The organism is Duganella sp. GW821-FHT01E12 (genome assembly GCF_059422325.1).
The window spans coordinates 17208-36437 of record NZ_JBWKWR010000007.1 but is presented as its reverse complement, the minus strand read 5'-3'; the positions used below and the strand labels follow the sequence as shown (position 1 = coordinate 36437).

The 19230-nt window shown below is 65.1% G+C and carries 18 protein-coding genes; 5 read left to right on the top strand and 13 right to left on the bottom strand.

What is annotated here, in order from left to right; genetic code table 11:
- Positions 1–258: 258 nt before the first annotated feature.
- Together phaR and phaC are read right to left on the bottom strand one after the other, a co-directional pair.
- The gene (gene phaR, locus AC07WS_RS19585) at positions 259–822 is read right to left on the bottom strand and encodes a polyhydroxyalkanoate synthesis repressor PhaR (protein WP_117010266.1); all 564 of its coding nucleotides are present in this window, start codon (positions 820–822) and stop codon (positions 259–261) included.
- A 201-nt stretch (positions 823–1023) separates the two neighbouring features.
- On the bottom strand, positions 1024–2760 hold the full coding sequence (gene phaC / locus AC07WS_RS19580) for a class I poly(R)-hydroxyalkanoic acid synthase (protein WP_494730698.1): 1737 nt from the start codon (positions 2758–2760) through the stop codon (positions 1024–1026).
- A gap of 45 nt (positions 2761–2805) precedes the next feature.
- On the opposite strand from phaC, the gene AC07WS_RS19575 reads away from it, so the two are divergent.
- Positions 2806–3018, top strand: coding sequence for a hypothetical protein (locus AC07WS_RS19575; protein WP_494730697.1), 213 nt, complete (start codon positions 2806–2808; stop codon positions 3016–3018).
- Between the two features lie 17 nt (positions 3019–3035).
- Here the strand turns inward: AC07WS_RS19575 and pgeF are convergent, their stop codons facing one another.
- The gene (pgeF, locus tag AC07WS_RS19570; protein WP_494730696.1) at positions 3036–3824 is read right to left on the bottom strand and encodes a peptidoglycan editing factor PgeF; all 789 of its coding nucleotides are present in this window, start codon (positions 3822–3824) and stop codon (positions 3036–3038) included.
- Positions 3824–4846: an RluA family pseudouridine synthase gene (locus AC07WS_RS19565; protein WP_494730695.1), complete on the bottom strand. Its 1023-nt coding sequence runs from the start codon at positions 4844–4846 to the stop codon at positions 3824–3826. Before AC07WS_RS19565 ends, pgeF begins: the two co-directional genes overlap by 1 nt.
- Positions 4847–4935: 89 nt before the next feature.
- On the opposite strand from AC07WS_RS19565, the gene AC07WS_RS19560 reads away from it, so the two are divergent.
- Entirely contained in the window at positions 4936–5736 is an 801-nt protein-coding gene (locus AC07WS_RS19560) for an outer membrane protein assembly factor BamD (RefSeq protein ID WP_494730694.1), read from the top strand.
- A 144-nt stretch (positions 5737–5880) separates the two neighbouring features.
- Here AC07WS_RS19560 and yaaA read toward each other — a convergent pair whose 3' ends face one another.
- Positions 5881–6648, bottom strand: a complete 768-nt coding sequence (gene yaaA, locus AC07WS_RS19555) for a peroxide stress protein YaaA (RefSeq protein ID WP_494730693.1) — start codon at positions 6646–6648, stop codon at positions 5881–5883.
- A 35-nt stretch (positions 6649–6683) separates the two neighbouring features.
- Here yaaA and AC07WS_RS19550 point away from each other — a divergent pair, with 35 nt between their 5' ends.
- From AC07WS_RS19550 to AC07WS_RS19540, 3 genes are all read left to right on the top strand, one after another.
- Positions 6684–7133: a putative toxin-antitoxin system toxin component, PIN family gene (locus AC07WS_RS19550; protein ID WP_494730692.1), complete on the top strand. Its 450-nt coding sequence runs from the start codon at positions 6684–6686 to the stop codon at positions 7131–7133.
- A gap of 69 nt (positions 7134–7202) precedes the next feature.
- Positions 7203–8393 carry a pyridoxal phosphate-dependent aminotransferase gene (locus AC07WS_RS19545; RefSeq protein WP_494730691.1) on the top strand — a complete coding sequence of 397 codons (1191 nt, stop codon included), beginning with the start codon at positions 7203–7205 and terminating at the stop codon, positions 8391–8393.
- Between the two features lie 16 nt (positions 8394–8409).
- The gene (locus AC07WS_RS19540; RefSeq protein ID WP_494730690.1) at positions 8410–9399 is read left to right on the top strand and encodes an HD-GYP domain-containing protein; all 990 of its coding nucleotides are present in this window, start codon (positions 8410–8412) and stop codon (positions 9397–9399) included.
- A gap of 12 nt (positions 9400–9411) precedes the next feature.
- Here AC07WS_RS19540 and AC07WS_RS19535 read toward each other — a convergent pair whose 3' ends face one another.
- The 8 genes from AC07WS_RS19535 to AC07WS_RS19500 all read right to left on the bottom strand — a co-directional run bounded on the left by AC07WS_RS19535 (position 9412) and on the right by AC07WS_RS19500 (position 19224).
- The gene (locus tag AC07WS_RS19535) at positions 9412–10500 is read right to left on the bottom strand and encodes a tetratricopeptide repeat protein (protein WP_494730689.1); all 1089 of its coding nucleotides are present in this window, start codon (positions 10498–10500) and stop codon (positions 9412–9414) included.
- Complete coding sequence (locus tag AC07WS_RS19530) at positions 10497–11390, bottom strand: ExeA family protein (RefSeq protein ID WP_494730688.1); 894 nt, start codon at positions 11388–11390, stop codon at positions 10497–10499. The genes AC07WS_RS19535 and AC07WS_RS19530 overlap by 4 nt, the downstream gene beginning before the upstream one ends.
- On the bottom strand, positions 11391–13190 hold the full coding sequence (gene mshL / locus AC07WS_RS19525; protein ID WP_494730687.1) for a pilus (MSHA type) biogenesis protein MshL: 1800 nt from the start codon (positions 13188–13190) through the stop codon (positions 11391–11393).
- A complete protein-coding gene (locus AC07WS_RS19520; protein ID WP_494730686.1) occupies positions 13187–13561 on the bottom strand; it encodes an MSHA biogenesis protein MshK in 375 nt (124 codons plus the stop codon). The genes mshL and AC07WS_RS19520 overlap by 4 nt, the downstream gene beginning before the upstream one ends.
- Positions 13546–14325, bottom strand: coding sequence for a type II secretion system protein M (locus AC07WS_RS19515; RefSeq protein ID WP_494730685.1), 780 nt, complete (start codon positions 14323–14325; stop codon positions 13546–13548). The genes AC07WS_RS19520 and AC07WS_RS19515 overlap by 16 nt, the downstream gene beginning before the upstream one ends.
- Positions 14322–14987, bottom strand: coding sequence for an MSHA biogenesis protein MshI (locus AC07WS_RS19510; RefSeq protein WP_494730684.1), 666 nt, complete (start codon positions 14985–14987; stop codon positions 14322–14324). Before AC07WS_RS19510 ends, AC07WS_RS19515 begins: the two co-directional genes overlap by 4 nt.
- Positions 14984–15922, bottom strand: coding sequence for an agglutinin biogenesis protein MshI (locus AC07WS_RS19505; protein ID WP_494730683.1), 939 nt, complete (start codon positions 15920–15922; stop codon positions 14984–14986). Before AC07WS_RS19505 ends, AC07WS_RS19510 begins: the two co-directional genes overlap by 4 nt.
- A gap of 149 nt (positions 15923–16071) precedes the next feature.
- A complete protein-coding gene (locus tag AC07WS_RS19500) occupies positions 16072–19224 on the bottom strand; it encodes a DUF6701 domain-containing protein (RefSeq protein WP_494730682.1) in 3153 nt (1050 codons plus the stop codon).
- Positions 19225–19230: the final 6 nt, after the last annotated feature.

The following is a 19230-nucleotide window of genomic DNA, read 5'->3' as shown; positions in this document are numbered from 1 at the left end:
TTCAATTATTTGCTGGCCCGCTCGGCGAGGAATCGCGCCACCAATTTGACGCTGCGCTTCAAGGTGCGCTTCCGGGTCGCGTAGCCCACGCGGATGTCATCTCAACGTAAAGTGGAAGCGTTTCCACGGACGTGATCGATAGTACTACCGAAGAAATTCAAGTGTCAAAGAAATTCTGGAATTTTTGTAACTTGGCTACAAAAACGGCACAGCGACCGAGGTGGCTGTGCCGTTTAAACTGCCGCGAACGGCGAAGGATTATTTCTTGTCGGTTGGCGGTACGCCCGGCACGAACGGGAAGGTGCCGAAGATGTTCTTGCTCTGGTTTTGCATCTGTTCCTGCATCTGCACGAACAGGCTCTTGCTTTGATCGATGTAATTGTTCATCATACCCTGCATCATCGGGCCTTGGACGTTCATGAACTGGGTCCACATTTCCGGGCTGAAGGGCTTGCCTTCCAGGCCGCCGACCGCGCTGCCGGTGAACTTGCGCTGGATGTCGGTGAAGGCTTGGACGTTCTTTTCCAGGTACGAGCCCATCATGCCCTGCATGGCGTGGCCGTAGAAGCGGATGATCTGCGCCAGCACGTCGCTGGAGAACATCGGCGCGCCGCTGGCCTCTTCTTCCAGAATGATCTGCAGCAGGATGCTGCGGCTCAGGTCTTCGTTGGTCTTGGCGTCGACCACGGTGAATTCTTCGTTGTCCAGCACCAGCTGCTTGACGTCCGTCAGCGTGATGTAGGAACTGGTCTGCGTGTCGTACAGACGGCGGTTCGGGTATTTTTTGATCAGACGGTCAGCATTTTTTTTCGCACTACTCATCACAAGTCCACTTATTGCGCCGCAGCGCGTACTCTAACAATTCGAAAAAAAAGCGAACTTCGGTCCGCTTTCCCACTAGCCTACTATTTCTATTATAGAGGGGAAAAAGCATATCTTGCACAATCTGATATAACTTTTAGGTTTTATTGCAACGCAACCAAATTTACAGATCGACAACACCATGCTTTTTCCCTGCTGAAATTAATCCGCCCGCACCTTCACGTAGCGGCCCGGCGCCGGTTCGATGGCTTTGTAACGGGAATTGCCGGGCTTGGCTTTCGGCTTGACGGCCTTGCCGCCGTGCTCGGCCAGGAAACGGGCCCATTCCGGCCACCAGCTGCCGGGGTTTTCCGTGGCCCCTGCCATCCAGGCCTCGCCGTCCTGCGGCTTGGCGGCGGCGCGGCCCAGCGGCTTGTCGTTGGTCCAGTAGCTGCGCTTGTTCTTCACCGGCGAGTTGATCACGCCGGCGATGTGGCCGGACGCGCCCAGCACAAAGCGGTTGGCCTTAACCTTGCCCGGATTGAGGATGTTCATCGATCCGAAGGCCGACATCCACGGCACGATGTGGTCCTCGCGCGAGCCGTAGATGAAGGCCGGGGCGTCGATGCTGCCGAGGTCGACCTTCTGCCCCGCCACCGTCAGCTTGCCGGTCTTGAGCTTGTTTTCCAGGTAGGTGTTGCGCAGGTACCAGCAGAACATCGGGCCCGGCAGGTTGGTGCTGTCCGAGTTCCAGTACAGCAGGTCGAACGGCGGCGGCTCGTTGCCCTTGAGGTAGTTGGACTGCACGTAGTTCCACACCAGGTCGTTCGGGCGCAGGCTGGAGAAGGTGCTGGCCAGGTCGCGGCCCGGCATCAGGCCGCCGGCCTTGAGCTGCTGCTCGCGCAGCGAGACCTGGGCCTCGTCGACAAACACGTCCAGCACGCCGGTGTCGCTGAAGTCGAGGAAGGTGGTCAGCAAGGTCAGGCTGGAGGCCGGCTTCTCGCCGCGCGCCGCCAGCACCGCCAGCGCGGTCGACACCAGCGTGCCGCCGACGCAGAAGCCCAGCATGTTCATCTGCTCCTGGCCGCTGATGTCCTGCACCACGTGGATGGCTTCGATCACGCCCTGGTCGACGTAGTCGTCCCAGGTGGTGCCGGCCAGCGACTGGTCGGGATTGCTCCACGAGATCAGGAACACGCTGTTGCCCTGCTCCACCGCATAGCGCACCAGCGAGTTTTCCGGCTGCAGGTCAAGAATGTAGAACTTGTTGATGCAGGGCGGCACCATCAGCAGCGGGCGCTGGTGCACCGTTTCCGTCACCGGCTTGTACTGGATCAGCTGGAACAGCGGGTTCTCGTACACCACCGTGCCCTCGGTCGTGGCCAGGTTGCGGCCCACCTCGAACGCCGATTCGTCCGACAGCGAGATATGGCCCTTGTTCATGTCGGCCAGCATATTGGCCAGGCCCTTGGTCAGGCTTTCGCCCTTGGTCTCGATCAGCTTTTGCTGCGCCTCGGGATTGGTGGCCAGGAAGTTGGCCGGCGACATGGCGTCAATAATCTGCTGCACCGCGAAGCGGATTTTCTGCTTCTGCTGGGCCGAGGTGTCCACCGTGTCGACCATGGCATTCAGGAATTTGGCGTTGAGCAGGTATGATGCCGCATTGAACGACGACATGGGATTGCCCTGCCAGGCGGACGAGGTGAAACGGCGGTCGGCCACATCCGGCGACTTGCCGGACAAAAACTCCTGCCACAAATCGCCAAAATCTTGCAGATACTGGTTTTTCAGCTGCTCCATGGCCTCCGGCTTCACCGAGGCGCCCACATCCTGCATCATGGCGGCCAGCGGATTGGCGTCCGTGGTCGGCGCCATGTTGAACCAGGATTGCCACTGTCCGGGGTCGCTCATCTGCGACATCCAGGCGTTGGCAATGGCTTGAGGATCTGGCAAATTCATGTTTGATTCCCTAAAAATAGTTAAATATCTTTACCTGGGCTGCTGATGCTGATTGTTGCTATTGCTTGGATATACGTGGTCGGACTGATGGCTCTGACCGAGCCTACCGTCGTTGCGGGAATTGTAACGTTTTTGTTCTATTGCGTGCTGCCGTTGAGCACATTGATTTACATCGCCGGCAGCGGCAAGCGCAAAGCCCGCCGCCGCGCCGCCGAACTGGCGGCGCACCAGGCCCGCCAGGCCGAACGAGCAGACTAGGCCGGCGCGGGATCGATTCATTTGATCCAGATCAGCGCCGCCTGCCGGCCGGTGACGCCGTCGCGCCGGTAGGAGTAGAACCGGGCGGAATTGGACACGGTGCAAAACTCGCCGCCATGCACCTGCTTCACGCCGGCGCGGTGCAGCACGTAGCGCGCCAGCCCGTAGATATCGGCCAGATACTTGCCCGGCCTGCCCTCGACGGCGGTGAACGCCGCCTCCACATGACGCACGCCGGACGCGTCCGCCGCGCCGTTCAGGAAAGCCTGCCGCACCTCCGGCCCCACCTCGAACTGGTAGGCGCCGATCGCCGGCCCCATCCACGCCGTCAGCTCGCCGGCGCCGGCCGCGCGCATGGCGTCGACGGTGTTTTCCAGCACGCCGGCGGCCAGCCCGCGCCAGCCCGCATGCGCAGCCGCCACGGTCTTGCCTTCGACGTCGCAGAACAGCACCGGCAGGCAGTCCGCGGTCATGATGACGCACACCTTGCCCGGCGTGGAAGACAGGCTGGCGTCCGCCTCCGGCACCTCCTGGCGCCCGATGCGGGCCACATCGACCACCGCCGTGCCGTGCACCTGCGACAGCCAGGCAGGATCGCCCGGCAGCATGGAACGCAGGATTTCGCGGTTTTGCGCGACATTGTGCGGCTGGTCGCCGACATGGGTGCCCAGGTTCAGACCGCCCTGCCCCATGCCGTCGTCATACGGCGCCGGGCTGACGCCGCCGCGCCGCGTGGTCGACAGCGCGCCCACGTTGGCCGGCAGGCCCGGCCAGTGCGGTATCAACCATTGCGGCAGGCTGGACATCAGATAGCTTCCGGTACTTCGATGCCGGCCCGGGCCAGCAGTTCGGCGAAGTCGTCGGCCAGCGGCACGGTCCACTCGCACTGTTCGCCGGTGGCCGGATGGACCAGGCCCAGGCGGCGCGCCTGCAGGGCCTGGCGCGGGAAGTAGTCGGCCAGGTGCTGCTTGCCGTAGGTGGTGTCGCCCACCAGCGGGAAGCCGATCGACATCATGTGCACGCGGATCTGGTGGGTGCGGCCAGTTTCCAGGCGGCATTGCACCAGCGTGACCGGACGGCCCTCGCCCAGCTTGCCGCCGCCCAGTACCTGGTAGTGGGTGATGGCCGGCTTGGAGCCCATGCCGGTCGAGACCGCCATCTTGATGCGGTCCTTTGGATGGCGGCCCATCGACGAATCGATGGTGCCGCTGATGCGCGGCATGCCCCACACCACGGCGAAATACTCGCGCTTGACGGTGCGCGCGGCCAGCTGGCGCACCAGGTCGGTCTGGGCCGGCAGCGTCTTGCCGACCACCATCAGGCCGCTGGTGTCCTTGTCCAGGCGGTGGACGATGCCGGCGCGCGGGACGCCCGACAGCTGCGGGCAGTGGTGCAGCAGGCCGTTGAGCAGCGTGCCGGACCAGTTGCCGGCGCCCGGATGCACCACCAGGCCGGCCGGTTTGTTGATGACCATCAGGTGCTCATCTTCGTACACGATGTTAAGTTCCATCGGTTCCGGTTTAAAAGCCTCGTCTTCCGGCGCCGGTTGGGGCAGAATGACGATCTTCTCGTCGCCGTAGACGGTGTCCTTGGTGGACTTGGCCGGCTTGCCGTCGACGGTGACGAAGCCGTCGGTGATCCACATTTGCAGGCGGCCGCGTGAAAATTGCGGAACCAGGTGGGAGATCACCTTGTCCAGGCGTTGGCCGCAGACTTCGGGGGTCAGTTCCAGATGGATCGGAGCCAGGCCGTCGTCTTCGCCAAAATCACCGTCTTGCTCGACCAGCAGGTCGGCATCGGCATCGTGTTCGGAGGAAGATTCGGCCAAATTCGGCTTTGGAGTTAATATCACAGCATTCCCATCGGCTATAATCAGCCTATTGTAAAACTTTGGTTAAACAGCTTCTTGCAAAACATATGCAAAAAAAATTGAAAGTAGTCGCAGCAACGTTGGTTCTGCTTAGTTTGTCCGCTTGCGGTTTGTTCTCGGAGAAGATCGACGAGACTAAAGGTTGGAGCGCTACGAAATTATACTCGGAGGCGAGCGAAGAGCTGGAAGGACAGCACTACGAACGCGCAATTCAGTTGTACGAGAAGCTGGAATCGAGCTATCCGTTCGGCACCTACGCCCAGCAGGCGCAGATGCAGATCGCTTATGCCTACTACAAGTCGCAGGACCAGGCCCAGGCGCTGGCGGCCGTGGAGCGCTTCATCAAGCTGCACCCGAACCACGCCAACGTCGACTACATGTACTACCTGCGCGGCCTGATCAACTTCAACGACCAGATCGGCTTCCTGAACTTCATCTACGAGCAGGACCCCACCGAACGCGACCCGAAAGCCACGCGCGAAGCCTATGCAGCCTTCAAACAGCTGGTGGACAAGTTCCCGAACAGCAAGTATACGCCAGATTCGCTGGACCGCATGCGTTATCTGATCAACGCGATGGCCTCGTATGAAGTGCATGTGGCGCGCTACTACTACCGCCGCGGCGCGTATCTGGCAGCGGCCAACCGCGCCATGGGCATCATGAACGACTACCGCGACTCGCCGGCGATCGAAGAAGCGCTGTTCATCATGATCCGCAGCTACGACAAGCTGGGCATGACCGAACTGCGCGACGACACCATGCGCGTGTTCAAGCTGAACTACCCTTCCAGCAAGTTCCTGGACGAAGGCAAGAAAGCCGAACGTCACTGGTGGAAGCTCTGGAACTAAGCCAGCCCCAACGAAAACCGGGACCCAGGTCCCGGTTTTTTTTACGGCAATTTTGGGGTCAAGTCTGACATTCGGACACGGCCTCTGCCGTAGCGGGCCCGCTACGGCAGAGGCCGTGTCCGAATGTCAGACTTGACCCCAATTTTATTCGGTGCGGCGGCGGAAAATCCAGGTTTTATCGTTCGAGTCTTTCTTGTCGTAGGCGTAGCCGTCGATGTCGAATTTCTTGAGCTTCTGCGGGTCGGTGATGCCTTTGACGGCGGCGTAGCGCGCCATCAGGCCGCGCGCGCGTTTGGCGTAAAACGAGATGATCTTGTATTTGCCGTTCTTCCAGTCTTCGAACTGCGGCGTGATCACCGGCACGTCCAGCAGCTTGGGCTTGACCGACTTGAAATACTCTTCGGACGCCAGATTCACCAGCGTCTCGGCGCCCTGCTCGGCTGCGGTCTTGTTCAGCGCCTGGGTGATGGTCTCGCCCCAGAAGGCGTACAGGTCCTTGCCGCGCGGGTTGCTCAGGCGCGTGCCCATCTCCAGCCGGTGCGGGTGGATCAGGTCCAGCGGCCGCAACATGCCATACAGGCCGGACAGGATGCGCACCCGCGATTGCACGTAGTCCAGCTGGCCCGGCTTGAGCGTGCGCGCGTCCAGGCCGCCGTAGACGTCGCCGTTGAAGGCCATCACGGCCTGGCGGCCTTCGGCGGTGTCGCTGCTCCAGCTGGCGTAGCGGGCGACGTTGAGCGCCGACAGGTTGTCGGACAAATCCATCAGCTCGCCGATCTGCACCGGCGAGAATTCGCGCAGGCGGTCGATCAGCTGCGCGGAGTGGTCGAGAAAATCAGGTTGGGAGTGCAACTTGGTGGTCGGAGGGGTCTCAAGATCGAGACTTTTTGCAGGCGAAAGCACTATCAGCATAAGATTCCAGATAAACATTTTTACGAACTAAGCACATGATACCTGTTCCAGAGAAACTCACACCGACCCGCATCGTTATCGACACCAACGTCTGCCTCGACCTGTTCGTGTTCAAGGACCCGCGCTGGGCCGCCCTGCTGGCCGCGCTGGAAAGCGGCGCGGTCGAGGCGATCACCCGCTCGGACTGCCGCGACGAGTACAACATCGTGCTGCACTACAAGCACCTGCCGCTGGACGACGACTCGCGCCCGCGGGCCGCCGCCCGCTTCGACCAGCTGATCAAGGTGGTCGCCCCGCCCGAGTCCGGCGTGCGCCTGCCGGTCTGCACCGACAAGGACGACCAGAAGTTCCTCGAAGTGGCGCGCGACGCCAACGCGGCCATCCTCATCACCAAGGACAAGGCGCTGCTCAAACTGGCCCGCCGCCTGGCCAAGGCCGGCATGTTCAAGGTCATGGTGCCCGAGGCGTGGAGCCTGGAAAGCTGAGGATTTTTTCGCCACACCAAACCTTGCGCGCTGAGCTAGAATAGGCTATCTGTCCACTACACAGCCGCCATGAATAGCCGTAACCACCTGCCGGGCAGCACGCCCACCACGCCCGTCCTGACCAGCCGCCTGCCGGCGGTCGGCACCACCGTGTTCACCCGCATGTCCACGCTGGCCGCGCAGGCCAACGCGGTCAACCTGGGCCAGGGCTTCCCCGATTTCGCCTGCGAGCGCAGCCTGCTGCAAGCCGTCAACGACGCCATGCAGGCCGACTTCAACCAGTATCCGATGATGACCGGCGCGCCGGTGCTGCGCCAGGCCATCGTCGCCAAGATCGCGGCCATCTACGGCCACCAGTACGACGTCGACACCGACATCACCGTGACCGCCGGCGCCACCCAGGCGCTCACCACCGCCATCCTGTGCTGCGTGCATCCAGGCGACGAGGTGATCGTCATCGAGCCCAGCTACGACAGCTACGTGCCGGCGATCACGCTGGCCGGCGGCGTGCCGGTGCTGGTGCAGATGGAGGCCGGCCCGCAAGGCTACACGGTGCCGTGGTCCAAGATCGCGGCGGCGGTCAACGGCAACACGCGGCTGATCGTCATCAACTCCCCCCACAACCCGACCGGCAGCGTGCTGCGCGCGGCCGACCTGCAGGCGCTGGCCGACATCGTGCGCGGCACGGACGTGCTGATCCTGTCGGACGAGGTCTACGAGCACATGGTCTACGACGGCCAGCGCCACGAGTCCGTCTGCCGCCATCCCGAGCTGGCGGCGCGCGCCTTCGTCGTCTCCAGCTTTGGCAAGACTTACCACGTGACCGGCTGGAAGATCGGCTACGTCGCCGCGCCGGCCGCGCTGTCGGCCGAGTTCCGCAAGGTCCACCAGTACAACGTCTTCAGCGTCAACACGCCCATGCAGCACGGCATCGCCAGCTATATGGCCGATCCCAGGCCCTACCTGGAACTGCCGGCGTTCTACCAGCGCAAGCGCGACCTGTTCCGCGGGGGCCTGAAGCAATCGCGCTTCGAACTGCTGCCGGCCGACGGCACCTATTTCCAGTGCGTGCGCTACGACAAAATTTCAACGCAAACGGAAGCGCAGTTTGCGGAGTGGCTGACCACCGAGATCAAGGTGGCGGCGATACCGGTATCGGCGTTTTACCAGCAGGGCAAGGAATCGGGCATCGTGCGGTTCTGCTTTGCCAAGAAAGATGAGACCCTGGCACTCGCGTTGGAGCGACTGGGCAAAGTTTAAATCGGGGACAAGAATCATGGCCGAGAACAACCAGGCGGATGCGCCGCCCGTAGCGGGCGTGTTCGCGGAGCAGGAACCGCCGCCATCGGTGCTGCATCTGCTCAACCAGTCGAACCGCAGGCTGGAGCGCCTGCTGCAAAACCTGCGCAACGAGCACAACGCCGAGAGCGAGCTGCGCGACATCGCGCGCGACGTGATCCAGGCGGTGGACCTCAATCCCGACATCGCGCTGGCCTGCATCTTCCTGTGCCAGATCGCCGGCAGCTACGCGGTGCGCCACTGCATCGAGACGGCGGTGGTGATCGTCGTCATCGCGCACAGCCTCAACAAGACTGCGGCCGACACGCTGACCGTGACGGCGGCCGCGCTGACGATGAACGTCGGCATGCTACGCCATAACGACGCCTTCCAGAACAAGAACACGCCGCTGACCAGCGAGGAAATGGCTATCGTGCGCCGCCACCCGGAGGAAAGCGTGCACATGCTGAAGTACGCCGGCATCCAGGATGACGAATGGATTTCCTGCGTGCTGCTGCACCACGAAAACGATGAAGGCAGCGGCTACCCGGCCGGCGTCGCCAGTCCCGAAGTGACGCAGAACGCCAAGCTGCTGAGTCTGGCGGATCGCTATTGCGCGCAGGTGTCGGCCCGCAATTACCGCCGTTCCATCCTGCCCGACCAGGCCTTGCGCAACCTGATCGACGACAAGGTGGCGCCGGTCGACGCCACGCTGGTGCAGTACTTCCAGCGCGAACTGGGCGACTTTCCGCCGGGGACGCTGGTGCGCTTGCAGAGCGGGGAAATCGGCGTGGTCTGCCGCCGTCCGGGCGGGGCCGGCGGCTTGCAGGTCCACTGCCTGCGCGATCCGGCGGGCGCCGTGCTGTCGCCGGCCCCGTTGCGCAGCACAGGCGAGCAGGACGGCGCGATCGCCGCCGCCCTGAGCGAGGACGAGGCGTCGATCCGCTTCAGCATGAAACAGATCTGGGGCCAGCAGGCCAGCCTGTAGGCCGTCGCAGGCTTAGTGCGGCAGCGATTCGATCTTGCGGTCGATGAAGGCTTGCAGCTCGGGCGACAGGCCATTCGAAACACGCGCGCGCCGGTACGCTTCGCGCGCTTCCGGCAGATGCATGTCGGCCTGCAGCGAGATGCCCAGGCCCATCCACCACACGCCGTTGTGCGGCGCCAGCGTCAACGCTTCGCGATAGTATTGCGCCGCCTCGGTGTGGCGCTGCTGGCGTTGCAGCACGCCCGCCAGGAAGGCCTGGTACTCGGCGCTGCCGCCTGCGTACGGCAGGGTCGTCATCAACGTTTCCAGCGCCGGGCCGCCCTTCTCCAATTGCAGGCGCGCCAGCACCATCGCCAGCCCAGGCTGGCGCGGATCGATGCCTAGCGCCAGGCGCAGCTGGCGAATGGCGTCGTCGTTGCGCTTGTTCTCCAGCAGCAGGCTGATGTTGGTTTGACGCGCGGCTTCGTTGCGCGGATCGATTTCCAAAGCGCGGTCCAGATCGGCCAGCGCGGCGCTCACACGGCCTTCCTGCAAGGCCACCAGGGCGCGGCGGTAGGTGTTCTCCGCCATCTGCTGCGGGCTGATGTCATGCGTGATCGTGCCCACGCCAAGCGAGCTGTCGGCGCTGGCCTGGTGAGCCGGCTTGCGCTCTGCACGCGCCGTGGCGGCAGGCTTGCGCGGCGCCGCTTCGGCCGCCGCCGGTTCCGGCGCCGCAGCGATCTTGGGTGCATCGGCGGCAGCGGGCGCTGCCTGCGCCGCAGCCACGACCGGCGCGGCAGGCGCTTGCGTCGCGGCAGGCGTCGGCACCGCAGCAGGCGTCGGCGTCGCGGCAGGCGTTGGCGCAGCGCGCACGGCCTTGGCCGGCGCGGCGGCCAACACGGCCGGCTGCTGCGCCGGCGCGCGATGGCTTTGCCAATACTGCCAGCCAAACCAGCCGCCGCCCACCACCACCGCCGTCAAGACCAGCGCGCCGCCGACCACCAACGGCCGCCGCTCGCGGGCCTGTCCGCCCACGCCGCGCAACTGCTGCTGGCGCAAGGCGTCATCGCCCGTACCGCCGCGCGCGTCGAGGTCCTGCAACATTTTATTGATCAGACTCATTTCGTCAACGCCCATGTCAGGCCGCAGGCGGCGATCAGCAAACTCACGCCGGCCATCAGCCATTGCCAACGCAAGCCCGCCTTCGACTGCACGGTGTCGGCCGCCGCCATGTCCACATGACGGCGCGTCACCTGCTGCTTGCCTTCGCCGAAGCATAGCATCAACGACTTGTTCGCCATAATGTTGACCAGGCGCGGTATGCCGCCGCTGGCCTTGAACAGCCGTCCGATGGCGCCCCGGCTGAACAGGCGGCTGCCGGTATAGCCCGCCACACGCAACCGATGGGCCAGATAGTATTCCATGTCGTCGCGGCTGAGCGGCCCCAGATGGTAGTGGAAGGTGATGCGCTGCGCCAGCTGGCGGATCGAGTTGGTCTGCAAATGCTGGTTCAGTTCCGGCTGGCCGAACAGCACGATCTGCAACAGCTTGCGCTTCTCGGTTTCCAGATTGGTCAACAGGCGCAAGGCTTCCAGGCTCTCCAGCGGGATCGCCTGCGCCTCGTCCAGGCACATCACCACCTGCTTGCCCTCGCGCGCCAGGTCCATCAGGCGCTGCGTGAGCGACTTCAGCAACTGGTGCTGGTCCACGTCGCGCTGCAGGGGCAGTTCCAGTTCATCGGCCAGCGCCAGCATCAGCGTGCGCGGCTCCAGATAGGGATTGGGGATGTAGGCCGTGACGAACTCCGGCCCCAGTGTCGCCATGAATTTGCGGCACAACAGCGTTTTGCCGGTGCCGACCTCGCCGGTGATCTTGATGAAGCCCTCGCCGCTGCGCGCCGCCACCAGCAAGGTGTTGAGCGCCTGCTGCGAATGCGGACTGGTGAAGAAGAAGCTGGTGTCAGGCGTGATCCCGAAAGGCATCTCACCCAAGCCGAAGTGGGCCCGGTACATTTATTTGCGTCCTCCGGCAGGCGGCGCCAGTTGCTGGACCCGGCGGCTGGCATCCTCCAGGTCCTGCGCATAGCTGGACGCGCCGTCGACGATGGTGGGCTTGATCAACACCACCAGCTCGCGCTTCTGCGTGCTGCGCTCGGTGTTGCGGAACAAGGCGCCGACCACCGGCAGGCTGCCGATGCCGGGCGCCTGGCTGTTGTCGTCGGTGCTGGACTGGCGCATCAGGCCGCCGATGGCGACGATGCGCCCATCCTGGCCGCGCACCATGCTGTCCATTTCCGACGTGCTCGACGCCGCCAGCGGCAGCTGCAGCGATCCGGCGCTGCCCAGGTTGACGATCTTGTTCACGGTCGACACCTGGCTCACCGACGGATGCACGTGCAGCATGATGTTGCCCTCATCGTCGATCTGTGGCGTCACGTCCAGCACCACGCCGGAGAAGAACGGCTGCAAGGTCACGTTGGGGCTGGTGGTGTTGCCGCTGACGTTGGAGTTGGTCGTGGTGCTCACGCCGGTCACATAGAATTCGTCGGTGCCGATCTTGAGCACGGCCTTCTGGTTGTTCATGGTGGCGATGCGCGGGCTGGACAGCACATGCACCGAGCCCTGCGACTCCAGGAAGGAAATCATGGCGGCGAAGTTACTGGTCTGGAAGGCCAGGCCGAACAGCGAGCCGGCGTTGTTGGCCGCATTGGCCAGCGAGAAGCCGGAGCTGGCCGAAATGCCCGCCGTGCCGCCGCTGGTGAGCACGGCCGGCTGGCCGCCGTTGGCCGGCAACGGCGCCAGCCCGGTGCCGGGCGCCAGGAAGCCGCCGGACAGCCGGTTGCTGCCGCCGCCGCCGAACGAGGCGAAGCTGGCCCAGTTGATGCCGCTCTGGAAGCCGCTGTTCAACTGCACTTCGAGGATCTTGGCCTCCAGGATCACCTGGCGTTCGACCGCCAGGCGGGTCGCCTTCAAGTACTGGTCCACATTGCGCAACTGCTCCGGCAAGGCGCGCACCACGATCACGCCCGATTGCGGACTGATCACCACGCTGCGGCCCTCGCCCGCGCCGCCGACCAGGGCCACCAGGGCCTCCTTCAACTCGGTCCAGAAATCGGTGGAGGACGAGGTCTTGACGTTGCTGGAATCCTCCATCGCATACTGCTGGTTGGCCTGTCCCGGCTGCTGCGGCTGGTTGCTCTGGCCGTTGCCGCCGCTGCCCGTGTTGCCGCTCTGGCCGGACACCACCGTGCCCACCGTGTTCACCGACGTCGACGACACCCGCACATTGGACGTGCCCTTGCGCGTGGAGTTCAGGTAGTTGACCTGGAAGATGCGGGTCTGCATGGTCAGCGGACGGATGTAGATGCGCGTGCCCTCGACCTTGTAATCGTAGCCGTACAGTTCGCGCACGGCGTCGAGCGCCTCGAACAGCGTCACATCCTTCAGGTTGGCGGTGACGGTGCCGCTGACGTCCGGATGGATCAGCATGTTGTAGCGCGTGCCGGCCACGATGGAATTGTAGAACTGCTGCACCGGCACCTGGTTGAACGACACGTTGAAGCGCTCCTCCATCACCGCGCGCGCCTTGGGCAGCTCGGCCGCCATGGCCGCGGCGGGCGGCGGCAACAGCGCCGCCTCCACCGCCGCCGGACTGGCGGGCTGCGTGTGGGCCTGGGCGGCGGCGTCGCGCACCTGCTGGTCGATGGTGTTGTAGGTGTCGCGTGGCGCCTGGGTCTGGCAGGCCGCCAGCGCGGCAGCGGCGCCCAGCGCGCCGGCCCAGCGCAGCATGTGGTGTGGTGTGTGTTTCGTCATTTTGTTTTCCCTGTCGGGTCTGCGGCCTCGGCCGGTTTGGGAAACAGGGTCAGAGTTTCCAGATTCTTGCCCCGGCGGAGTACCACCGAATTGTCGTTGATGCGTACCAGCACCGCGTCGCCCACCTTGGCGCCGGCGCGCACGGTGGCGCCGTCGATCACCGCCAGCCTGCGGCCGCCGGGCGCGCGGCCGATCAGGATCGATTGCAGGCGCGGGCCTGCCGGCGCGCTGTCCGGCGCGGCGCCCTCGTCGGCGGGCGTGGCCAGCGCGGCGGGCGGACGGGTCGGGTCGGCCATCTTCTGCGCCAGCGCGGGCAGCGCCAGCAGCAACGGCAGCAGCAAGCTCAAGCGGCGGTTCACAGTGCGATCCATTTCTGATCCAGGCTCAGGGTGTACAAGGTCAGCGTCAGCCGCGCTTGCGGGTATTGGTCGGCGTCGAGCGCGGCGCCGCCCCAGAACAGCTGGGTCGGCATGGCTTCCAGCGCTTCCAGGTAATCGATCATCTCCAGATAGCTGCCCTGCAGCACCAGCTGCACGCCGTGGCGGAACAGCAGCGGCGCCGGCGCGGACGCCGGGGCCGCGGCGGGCGGCGGCTTGGGCGCGGCGGCGGCAACGTTGGCCTGCACGATGGCGGCCGGCGTCGGCTGCGGCGGCGCGGCCGGACGGGCGCGCGGCGGCTCAAGCGCTTCCAGCGCGGCGAAGCTGCCGTCGACCGTGCCCTGCGGCGGCAAGGTCTTCAGCGACACCAGACGCAACTTGCCGTGGCCCTGCACCATCTGCTGCAGCAAGGCGCCCATGCGTTCCGGCGCCACCAGGCCCTTTTGCGCACTGCGCAGCTTGGCGCGCAGCGCGGCGCTATCCTGCTGCAACACGCGCAGACGTTCGCGCACTTCGCGGTCGGGATCGCGGCGTGACGCCGTCTCGAGCTGTATCAGTTCGGAATTGATGCCGGAGACCAGCATGCGCTGCTCCACCATGGCCGCGCGCAGCGTGCGCTCGCGTGTGTAGGCCGGATCGAGCACCAGCATGTACGTCAGGTACACCAGCATCGCCGCCGCCGCGCCCACCACCATCAGCCGTTCGCGCTGGCTCAAGGCCATCAGCCAGGCGTCGAATTTGATCCAGTATGCTTTCATGGCTGCTCCGCCTTGCCGCGCTCGCCGGCCGAGGCCGACTGCAGGCTGAATTCCACGTAACGCGGCGCCGCCGCCACCGGCGCGGCATTAGCCGCCTCGGCTTTCGGCTCGGGCTTGGGTTCGCGCATTTCCAGCTGGCCGAAGGTCTTGCCGCGCAAGACGGCCTCGCTGGCCAGGCCGTTCAGATAACCCGGCAGCAGGCTGGCCTTCAGCGCCCGTCCCTGCAGGCCGATCGCGTCGCCGCTGCCCTGGATGGTGACGCCGGTCAGCCACAGGCCGTCGATGCCGCGCCGCGCGAAGGCGCGGAAGTAGGCCGAATAGCCGCGCGTCGCGCCCGGCTGGCCTTGTTCGAGTATGCCGGCCACCTGCTGCAGGTTGCGCAACTCCACGCCGGCCTGGTCCAGTTCCTGTTGCAGCGCTTCGCTCTTGCGCGGCGCAACGAAGGCGGCCGTGGCGGCGCTCTTGCGCTGCTCGATGTTGGCCAAGTTGGCCTTGACTGTGGCGGCCTCGGCCTCCAGCGCCGCCAGCTGGGACTTGGTCCAGGCCGACATCCCGATCAGCACCAGCACCAGCATGCCGATGCCGGCCGTCAGCACCGGCGTGCCGGCGTAGTTTTTCTTGCGCTGGAAGCCAGCGTTGAACAGGTTGATCTGCTGGCTCATGCGCTCGCCCTATCGCGCAGCGCCGCGCCCAGCGTGCGCAGGAAGCCGGCCTGCTGCGCCGGCTCCTGCAACTCGGGCGCCGCGCTCAGGTCCAGCACCTGGGCCAGGTCCAGCTGCTCCACCGGCAGGTACAGATTGCTGGTCAGATAAGTGCACAGATCGCCCTCGCCCACCGGCGCCAGCAGCAGCTTGGCCACGGTGACAAACGAGAACTGCCGCTCGAAGTGGTCCAGCGAGCGTTGCAGTTCCAGCGTGATGCGGTCGTACAGTTGATGCAGGCGCTCCGTATCCGGGTCGAGCAACTGGTTCAGCGTGATGTCGATGCGGCGCGCCAGGTAGAGCTCACCCTGATAGCTGACGGTCAGCAGGCCGCCGTCGGCGTCGAAGGCCAGCAGCGCCAGGCCGCGTCCCTCCGGCTCCAGCAGCGCCGAGATGTTACGCTGCGCCATTTCGCCGATGTCGATGGCGGTCAGCGCGATCTTGCTGTCGGCGAACAGCTGCTGGTGCGGTCCCAGCACGCTGTTGCGGGCCGCCACCGCGAACGCCTGGCGCGCCTGGGTCGAGCCGTTGGCCGTGGGCACCAGCGCCATGTCGATGGTGGCCTGCTCCAGCGGGAAGTCGATCATGTCCTTGACGCGCCAGCCCAGCGCGGTCTTCATCTCCGCCTCGGGCACATTGGGCGCCTCCACCATCAGCAGCTGATAGCCGCCCGAGCCCAGCAGCGTGGTGCATAAATAGCGGTTGGCATGCAGTTCCTTGCCCAGCCGCGCCAGCGTGGCGCCGGCCTGGTCGGCCCTGCCGGGATAGGACGCGGCCAGCAGCACCTTGGGCAGGCCGTCGGTGCGGCGCTCGATCGCCGCCGCCTGCACGCCGTCTGCCGTCAGGCCGATGGCCAGCCAGCCATTCTTTTTTTCCGCTTTTCCAAATAAACGCATCCGACTGTCTCAAATGATTAAGCACGGGATTCAATAGCCGCCGCACGTCGTTGATTATATTCAAGTTTCATTGAGTCACTTCCCCAATTTGGGGTCATGTCTCCAGTTTGCCTTCTTAATGCCCAGATCCCAAATAAAATGAGGCGGATTCAATACACTTCCCGCAAGAAAATGACCGGACTGCGGTACAAGCCGAAAGTCACGCGCCCCTGGCCGGTCGGCAGCCAGGCCGGCCCGTTGATGACGCTGACGTTGGCGCCGCTCTTGCCGGCGCTGCTGCCCGCCTTCAGGCTGACGGTCGTCACGCCCATGTTCATCGTGTAGGTCGGCTGCGTGTTGGCGGCCGGCGAAGGACACGCCAGCAGGCAGCTGGTATATTGCAAGTTCGACGCCGGCGTCACCTTGGTCACGCTGTCGCTGGCGTTGTTGCGCCAGGCCCGCACGGTGGCGCCGCCGACAGTGGCCTGGCCGTAGTACTGCGCGCCCAGCTGCAGCGACAGCGGCAGATTGGACGCGCCATAAGCGTTGGGCACGAACAGGCGGCCGGCCACCACCGCCACGCCGCCCTCGACCGCGCCGGCGCGCAGCGACGTGACGCCGTCGTTCGGGGAGCCGGTCTCGCTGGCGCGCAGGTACACCATGGTCGGCGGCACCCAGTTGTTGGCGAACGGCGCGGTGGAAACGTAGGCGTTCGGAAAGGTGTAGACCGGATTGGCGTTGGCCACGCCGCCGTTGGTGGCATTGGTGCCGAAATCTTCGACGGCCAGGTTGTTGGCGCTCAGCGCCGATCCCGCTGGCGAGGCCGGCGGATTGGCGGTGGTGACCGTGCCCGGCGCCGACCAGGCCGACAACTGCACCGCGCGCGCCAGGGCGCCCCGGTAGCTGACCGTGGTGGCGCCCTGCAGGTTGGCCGCCGTCACCTTCACCCCGAACGACTGCCCCGAATACGCCATGCCCGCCACCGCGGCAGGACAGCTCATGCCGGCCGGGTCGCATGCCATGGGCGCGGTGGCCACCGTGTCGAAATGGTCAGGCACGAAACGGCCGACGTTGACCGCCGTCGACAGCACGTCGCCGGTGTTGAGATAGCTGCCTTTGATAAAGGCGCCCGTGTCGGGATCAACCGCCCTGATCGCCGGCATGATTTCCAGCACGCCGACATCGGCATAGGAAAACGCGTTGCCGGTGGCGCTGCCGCCGCTGAAGGCGCCCAGGCTGCCGTTGAGTACCAGCTCGGTCTCGGGCGCCGTCGGGTCGGCCAGCATGTCGACCAGCCGGTCGCCGTTCGCATCCTTGGCCGCCTTCACGGCCAGCCGGATCACCACCGGCGTGCTCTCCTTGCCGAAGTTGGGCGCCGGCGCGCCGCCGTACATCAGCGCGCTGACGGTCAACGGGAACGCCGTGCCGGCGGTGAGGAACATGGGGTCGGTGGCCGAGGCCTGGCTGCCGGCACGGTTGCCCACTGGCGCGCTCAGCACCAGCTTCTCCGGGCGTTCGACGAACGGGCCGCTGGTGCCAAAGCGCGCGCTGTTGTCGCTGACGAGGAACTCGATGCGCCCCACGTCGGCGTAATGGAAGTTGTACTGATAAACCGAGCTGGCCTTGCCGCCGGCCATGACCACGTTGTTCAAGCCGGTCCAGGTGGACGAGTTCTGCGCCGGCAGCGCGCCCGAGCGGGCGCACAGCGGCAGCGTGCTGGTGCCGCCGCCGACCATGCTGAAGGTGGCGCGCACGCCGGCGTCCTGCACCGGATCGTAGCAGGACAGCGCGTACTTGAGCTGGATCGTGCTGTCCGAGTTCGACAGCGCGGTCGGCACGCCGGCGGCCACAAAGGTCAGGTACAGCGGAATGTCCTTGTTGGCCAGATACTGCTTGCCGGTGAAGTCGACCGGCTGGCAGCTCTGGCCCGGGTCGTCGAACGGCAAGCCGTTCACGCACTGGCCGTCGGCAGGCTTGCTGTCGTCTTTCGCGACGGTGTACATATAGCTCGGCGTAAAGCCCGCCGCGCCCACCAGCGAACTGACGGTGGAGGTGTCGTTGCCGTCGTAGTAGTCGAACAGCTGGCCGCTGACGGTGGCGCTGTTGGTGACCAGGCCGCTGGCGGCGGCGGCCGTCGTCACCCGCAGCGTGATCGACGGCAGCGTGGCGCCGGCGGCCATGGTGCCGCTGTAGGTGCAGGTGAGCTTCTGCCCCGCCATGCCGCACACCCAACCAGTGCCGCCGGCGCTGACGAAGATCAGCGACGACGGCAGCACATCGACCACGGTGGTCGGGCCGCCTTCGGCCAGCGGGCCGTTGTTGCTGACCTTGATGATGTAGTTGCTGGCCTGCGCGGGCTGCAGCGGGTCTTGCAGCGTCATCGAGATGGCGCGGTCGGCGGCCGGCACGTTGGGCGCGGCGATCACCTCGGCGTTCAGCAGCACCAGGTCCTGGCCGGACTGGTAGTCGCTGCGCGCCGACGTCTGGCCGGCCTTGATGGTCGGCGACGACACGGTGTAGGCGTCAAAGTCGATGCCGTAGGACTTGTCGTCGCCGTCGATATTGGAGGCCGAGTTGAACTGGTTGCCGGACGGGTTCATCGCATCGACCATCTCGACGCCGTTGTAGCGCAGGATCTCGCCGCCGCCCGACAGCGTGGCGTCGCCCTCCCACGTGATGTGGCCGATCTTGCCGGTCAGGCTGCCGATCGGCGTGGGGGTCTTGAAGTTGGCCAGCGTCAGCGTCACGGCCGAATTGCGGATGTACTGGAAACCCTCGTACACATTGAGCACCCGGAACGTTTCGCTGGGGTCCGAGTAGATCACCAGCAGCTGGAAGCCGCCCAGCACGCCCTCGACCGCGCAGTAGGGGCTGCCGCTGTTGACGCTCAGGTCGTCGATCTTGTAGTTGCCGTTGCCCTTGGCCACCACCTGCGCGGTCACGTCCACCGCGCCCGCGAAGAAGTCGTAGCCCACCGTGGGCGAGGTGTAGCGGCGGTTGCTGGGCGCGCTCACCGGATCGCCGTCGAAGCTCACGTCGTAGTCCGGGGTCGAGCCGGAACCGGCCCAGTACAGCTGCGCGCTGAGGATGGTGGCGGTGCGCGGCACATCCTTGAGCTTGAGTTGCAGCTGGCCGTTTTTCAGGTCGCAGGGACCGGAATCGTTGTCCTTGGCGCGCAAGGTGGTCTGGGTGCCGGTGAAGCTGACGTTTCCGGCAAAGCTCTTGAACAGCGTGATCGGCGCATCGGCGCGCGCCGCGCCTGCCGCCAGCCAGCACAGCAGCGCCAGCCAGCGGAGCGCGGAGAACGTGATAGCGGTACGCATCGTCGC

What these genes read in the sequence shown, in the direction of transcription:
- AC07WS_RS19500 (WP_494730682.1), bottom strand. Translation starts at nt 19,224, where the DNA reads ATGCGTACCGCTATCACGTTCTCCGCGCTCCGCTGGCTGGCGCTGCTG.
- mshL (WP_494730687.1), bottom strand. Translation starts at nt 13,190, where the DNA reads ATGACGAAACACACACCACACCACATGCTGCGCTGGGCCGGCGCGCTG.
- AC07WS_RS19575 (WP_494730697.1), top strand. Translation starts at nt 2,806, where the DNA reads ATGCTGATTGTTGCTATTGCTTGGATATACGTGGTCGGACTGATGGCT.
- AC07WS_RS19530 (WP_494730688.1), bottom strand. Translation starts at nt 11,390, where the DNA reads ATGTACCGGGCCCACTTCGGCTTGGGTGAGATGCCTTTCGGGATCACG.
- AC07WS_RS19520 (WP_494730686.1), bottom strand. Translation starts at nt 13,561, where the DNA reads ATGGATCGCACTGTGAACCGCCGCTTGAGCTTGCTGCTGCCGTTGCTG.
- AC07WS_RS19560 (WP_494730694.1), top strand. Translation starts at nt 4,936, where the DNA reads ATGCAAAAAAAATTGAAAGTAGTCGCAGCAACGTTGGTTCTGCTTAGT.
- AC07WS_RS19505 (WP_494730683.1), bottom strand. Translation starts at nt 15,922, where the DNA reads ATGCGTTTATTTGGAAAAGCGGAAAAAAAGAATGGCTGGCTGGCCATC.
- AC07WS_RS19550 (WP_494730692.1), top strand. Translation starts at nt 6,684, where the DNA reads ATGATACCTGTTCCAGAGAAACTCACACCGACCCGCATCGTTATCGAC.
- AC07WS_RS19535 (WP_494730689.1), bottom strand. Translation starts at nt 10,500, where the DNA reads ATGAGTCTGATCAATAAAATGTTGCAGGACCTCGACGCGCGCGGCGGT.
- yaaA (WP_494730693.1), bottom strand. Translation starts at nt 6,648, where the DNA reads ATGCTGATAGTGCTTTCGCCTGCAAAAAGTCTCGATCTTGAGACCCCT.
- pgeF (WP_494730696.1), bottom strand. Translation starts at nt 3,824, where the DNA reads ATGTCCAGCCTGCCGCAATGGTTGATACCGCACTGGCCGGGCCTGCCG.
- AC07WS_RS19515 (WP_494730685.1), bottom strand. Translation starts at nt 14,325, where the DNA reads ATGAAAGCATACTGGATCAAATTCGACGCCTGGCTGATGGCCTTGAGC.
- phaC (WP_494730698.1), bottom strand. Translation starts at nt 2,760, where the DNA reads ATGAATTTGCCAGATCCTCAAGCCATTGCCAACGCCTGGATGTCGCAG.
- AC07WS_RS19545 (WP_494730691.1), top strand. Translation starts at nt 7,203, where the DNA reads ATGAATAGCCGTAACCACCTGCCGGGCAGCACGCCCACCACGCCCGTC.
- phaR (WP_117010266.1), bottom strand. Translation starts at nt 822, where the DNA reads ATGAGTAGTGCGAAAAAAAATGCTGACCGTCTGATCAAAAAATACCCG.
- AC07WS_RS19540 (WP_494730690.1), top strand. Translation starts at nt 8,410, where the DNA reads ATGGCCGAGAACAACCAGGCGGATGCGCCGCCCGTAGCGGGCGTGTTC.
- AC07WS_RS19510 (WP_494730684.1), bottom strand. Translation starts at nt 14,987, where the DNA reads ATGAGCCAGCAGATCAACCTGTTCAACGCTGGCTTCCAGCGCAAGAAA.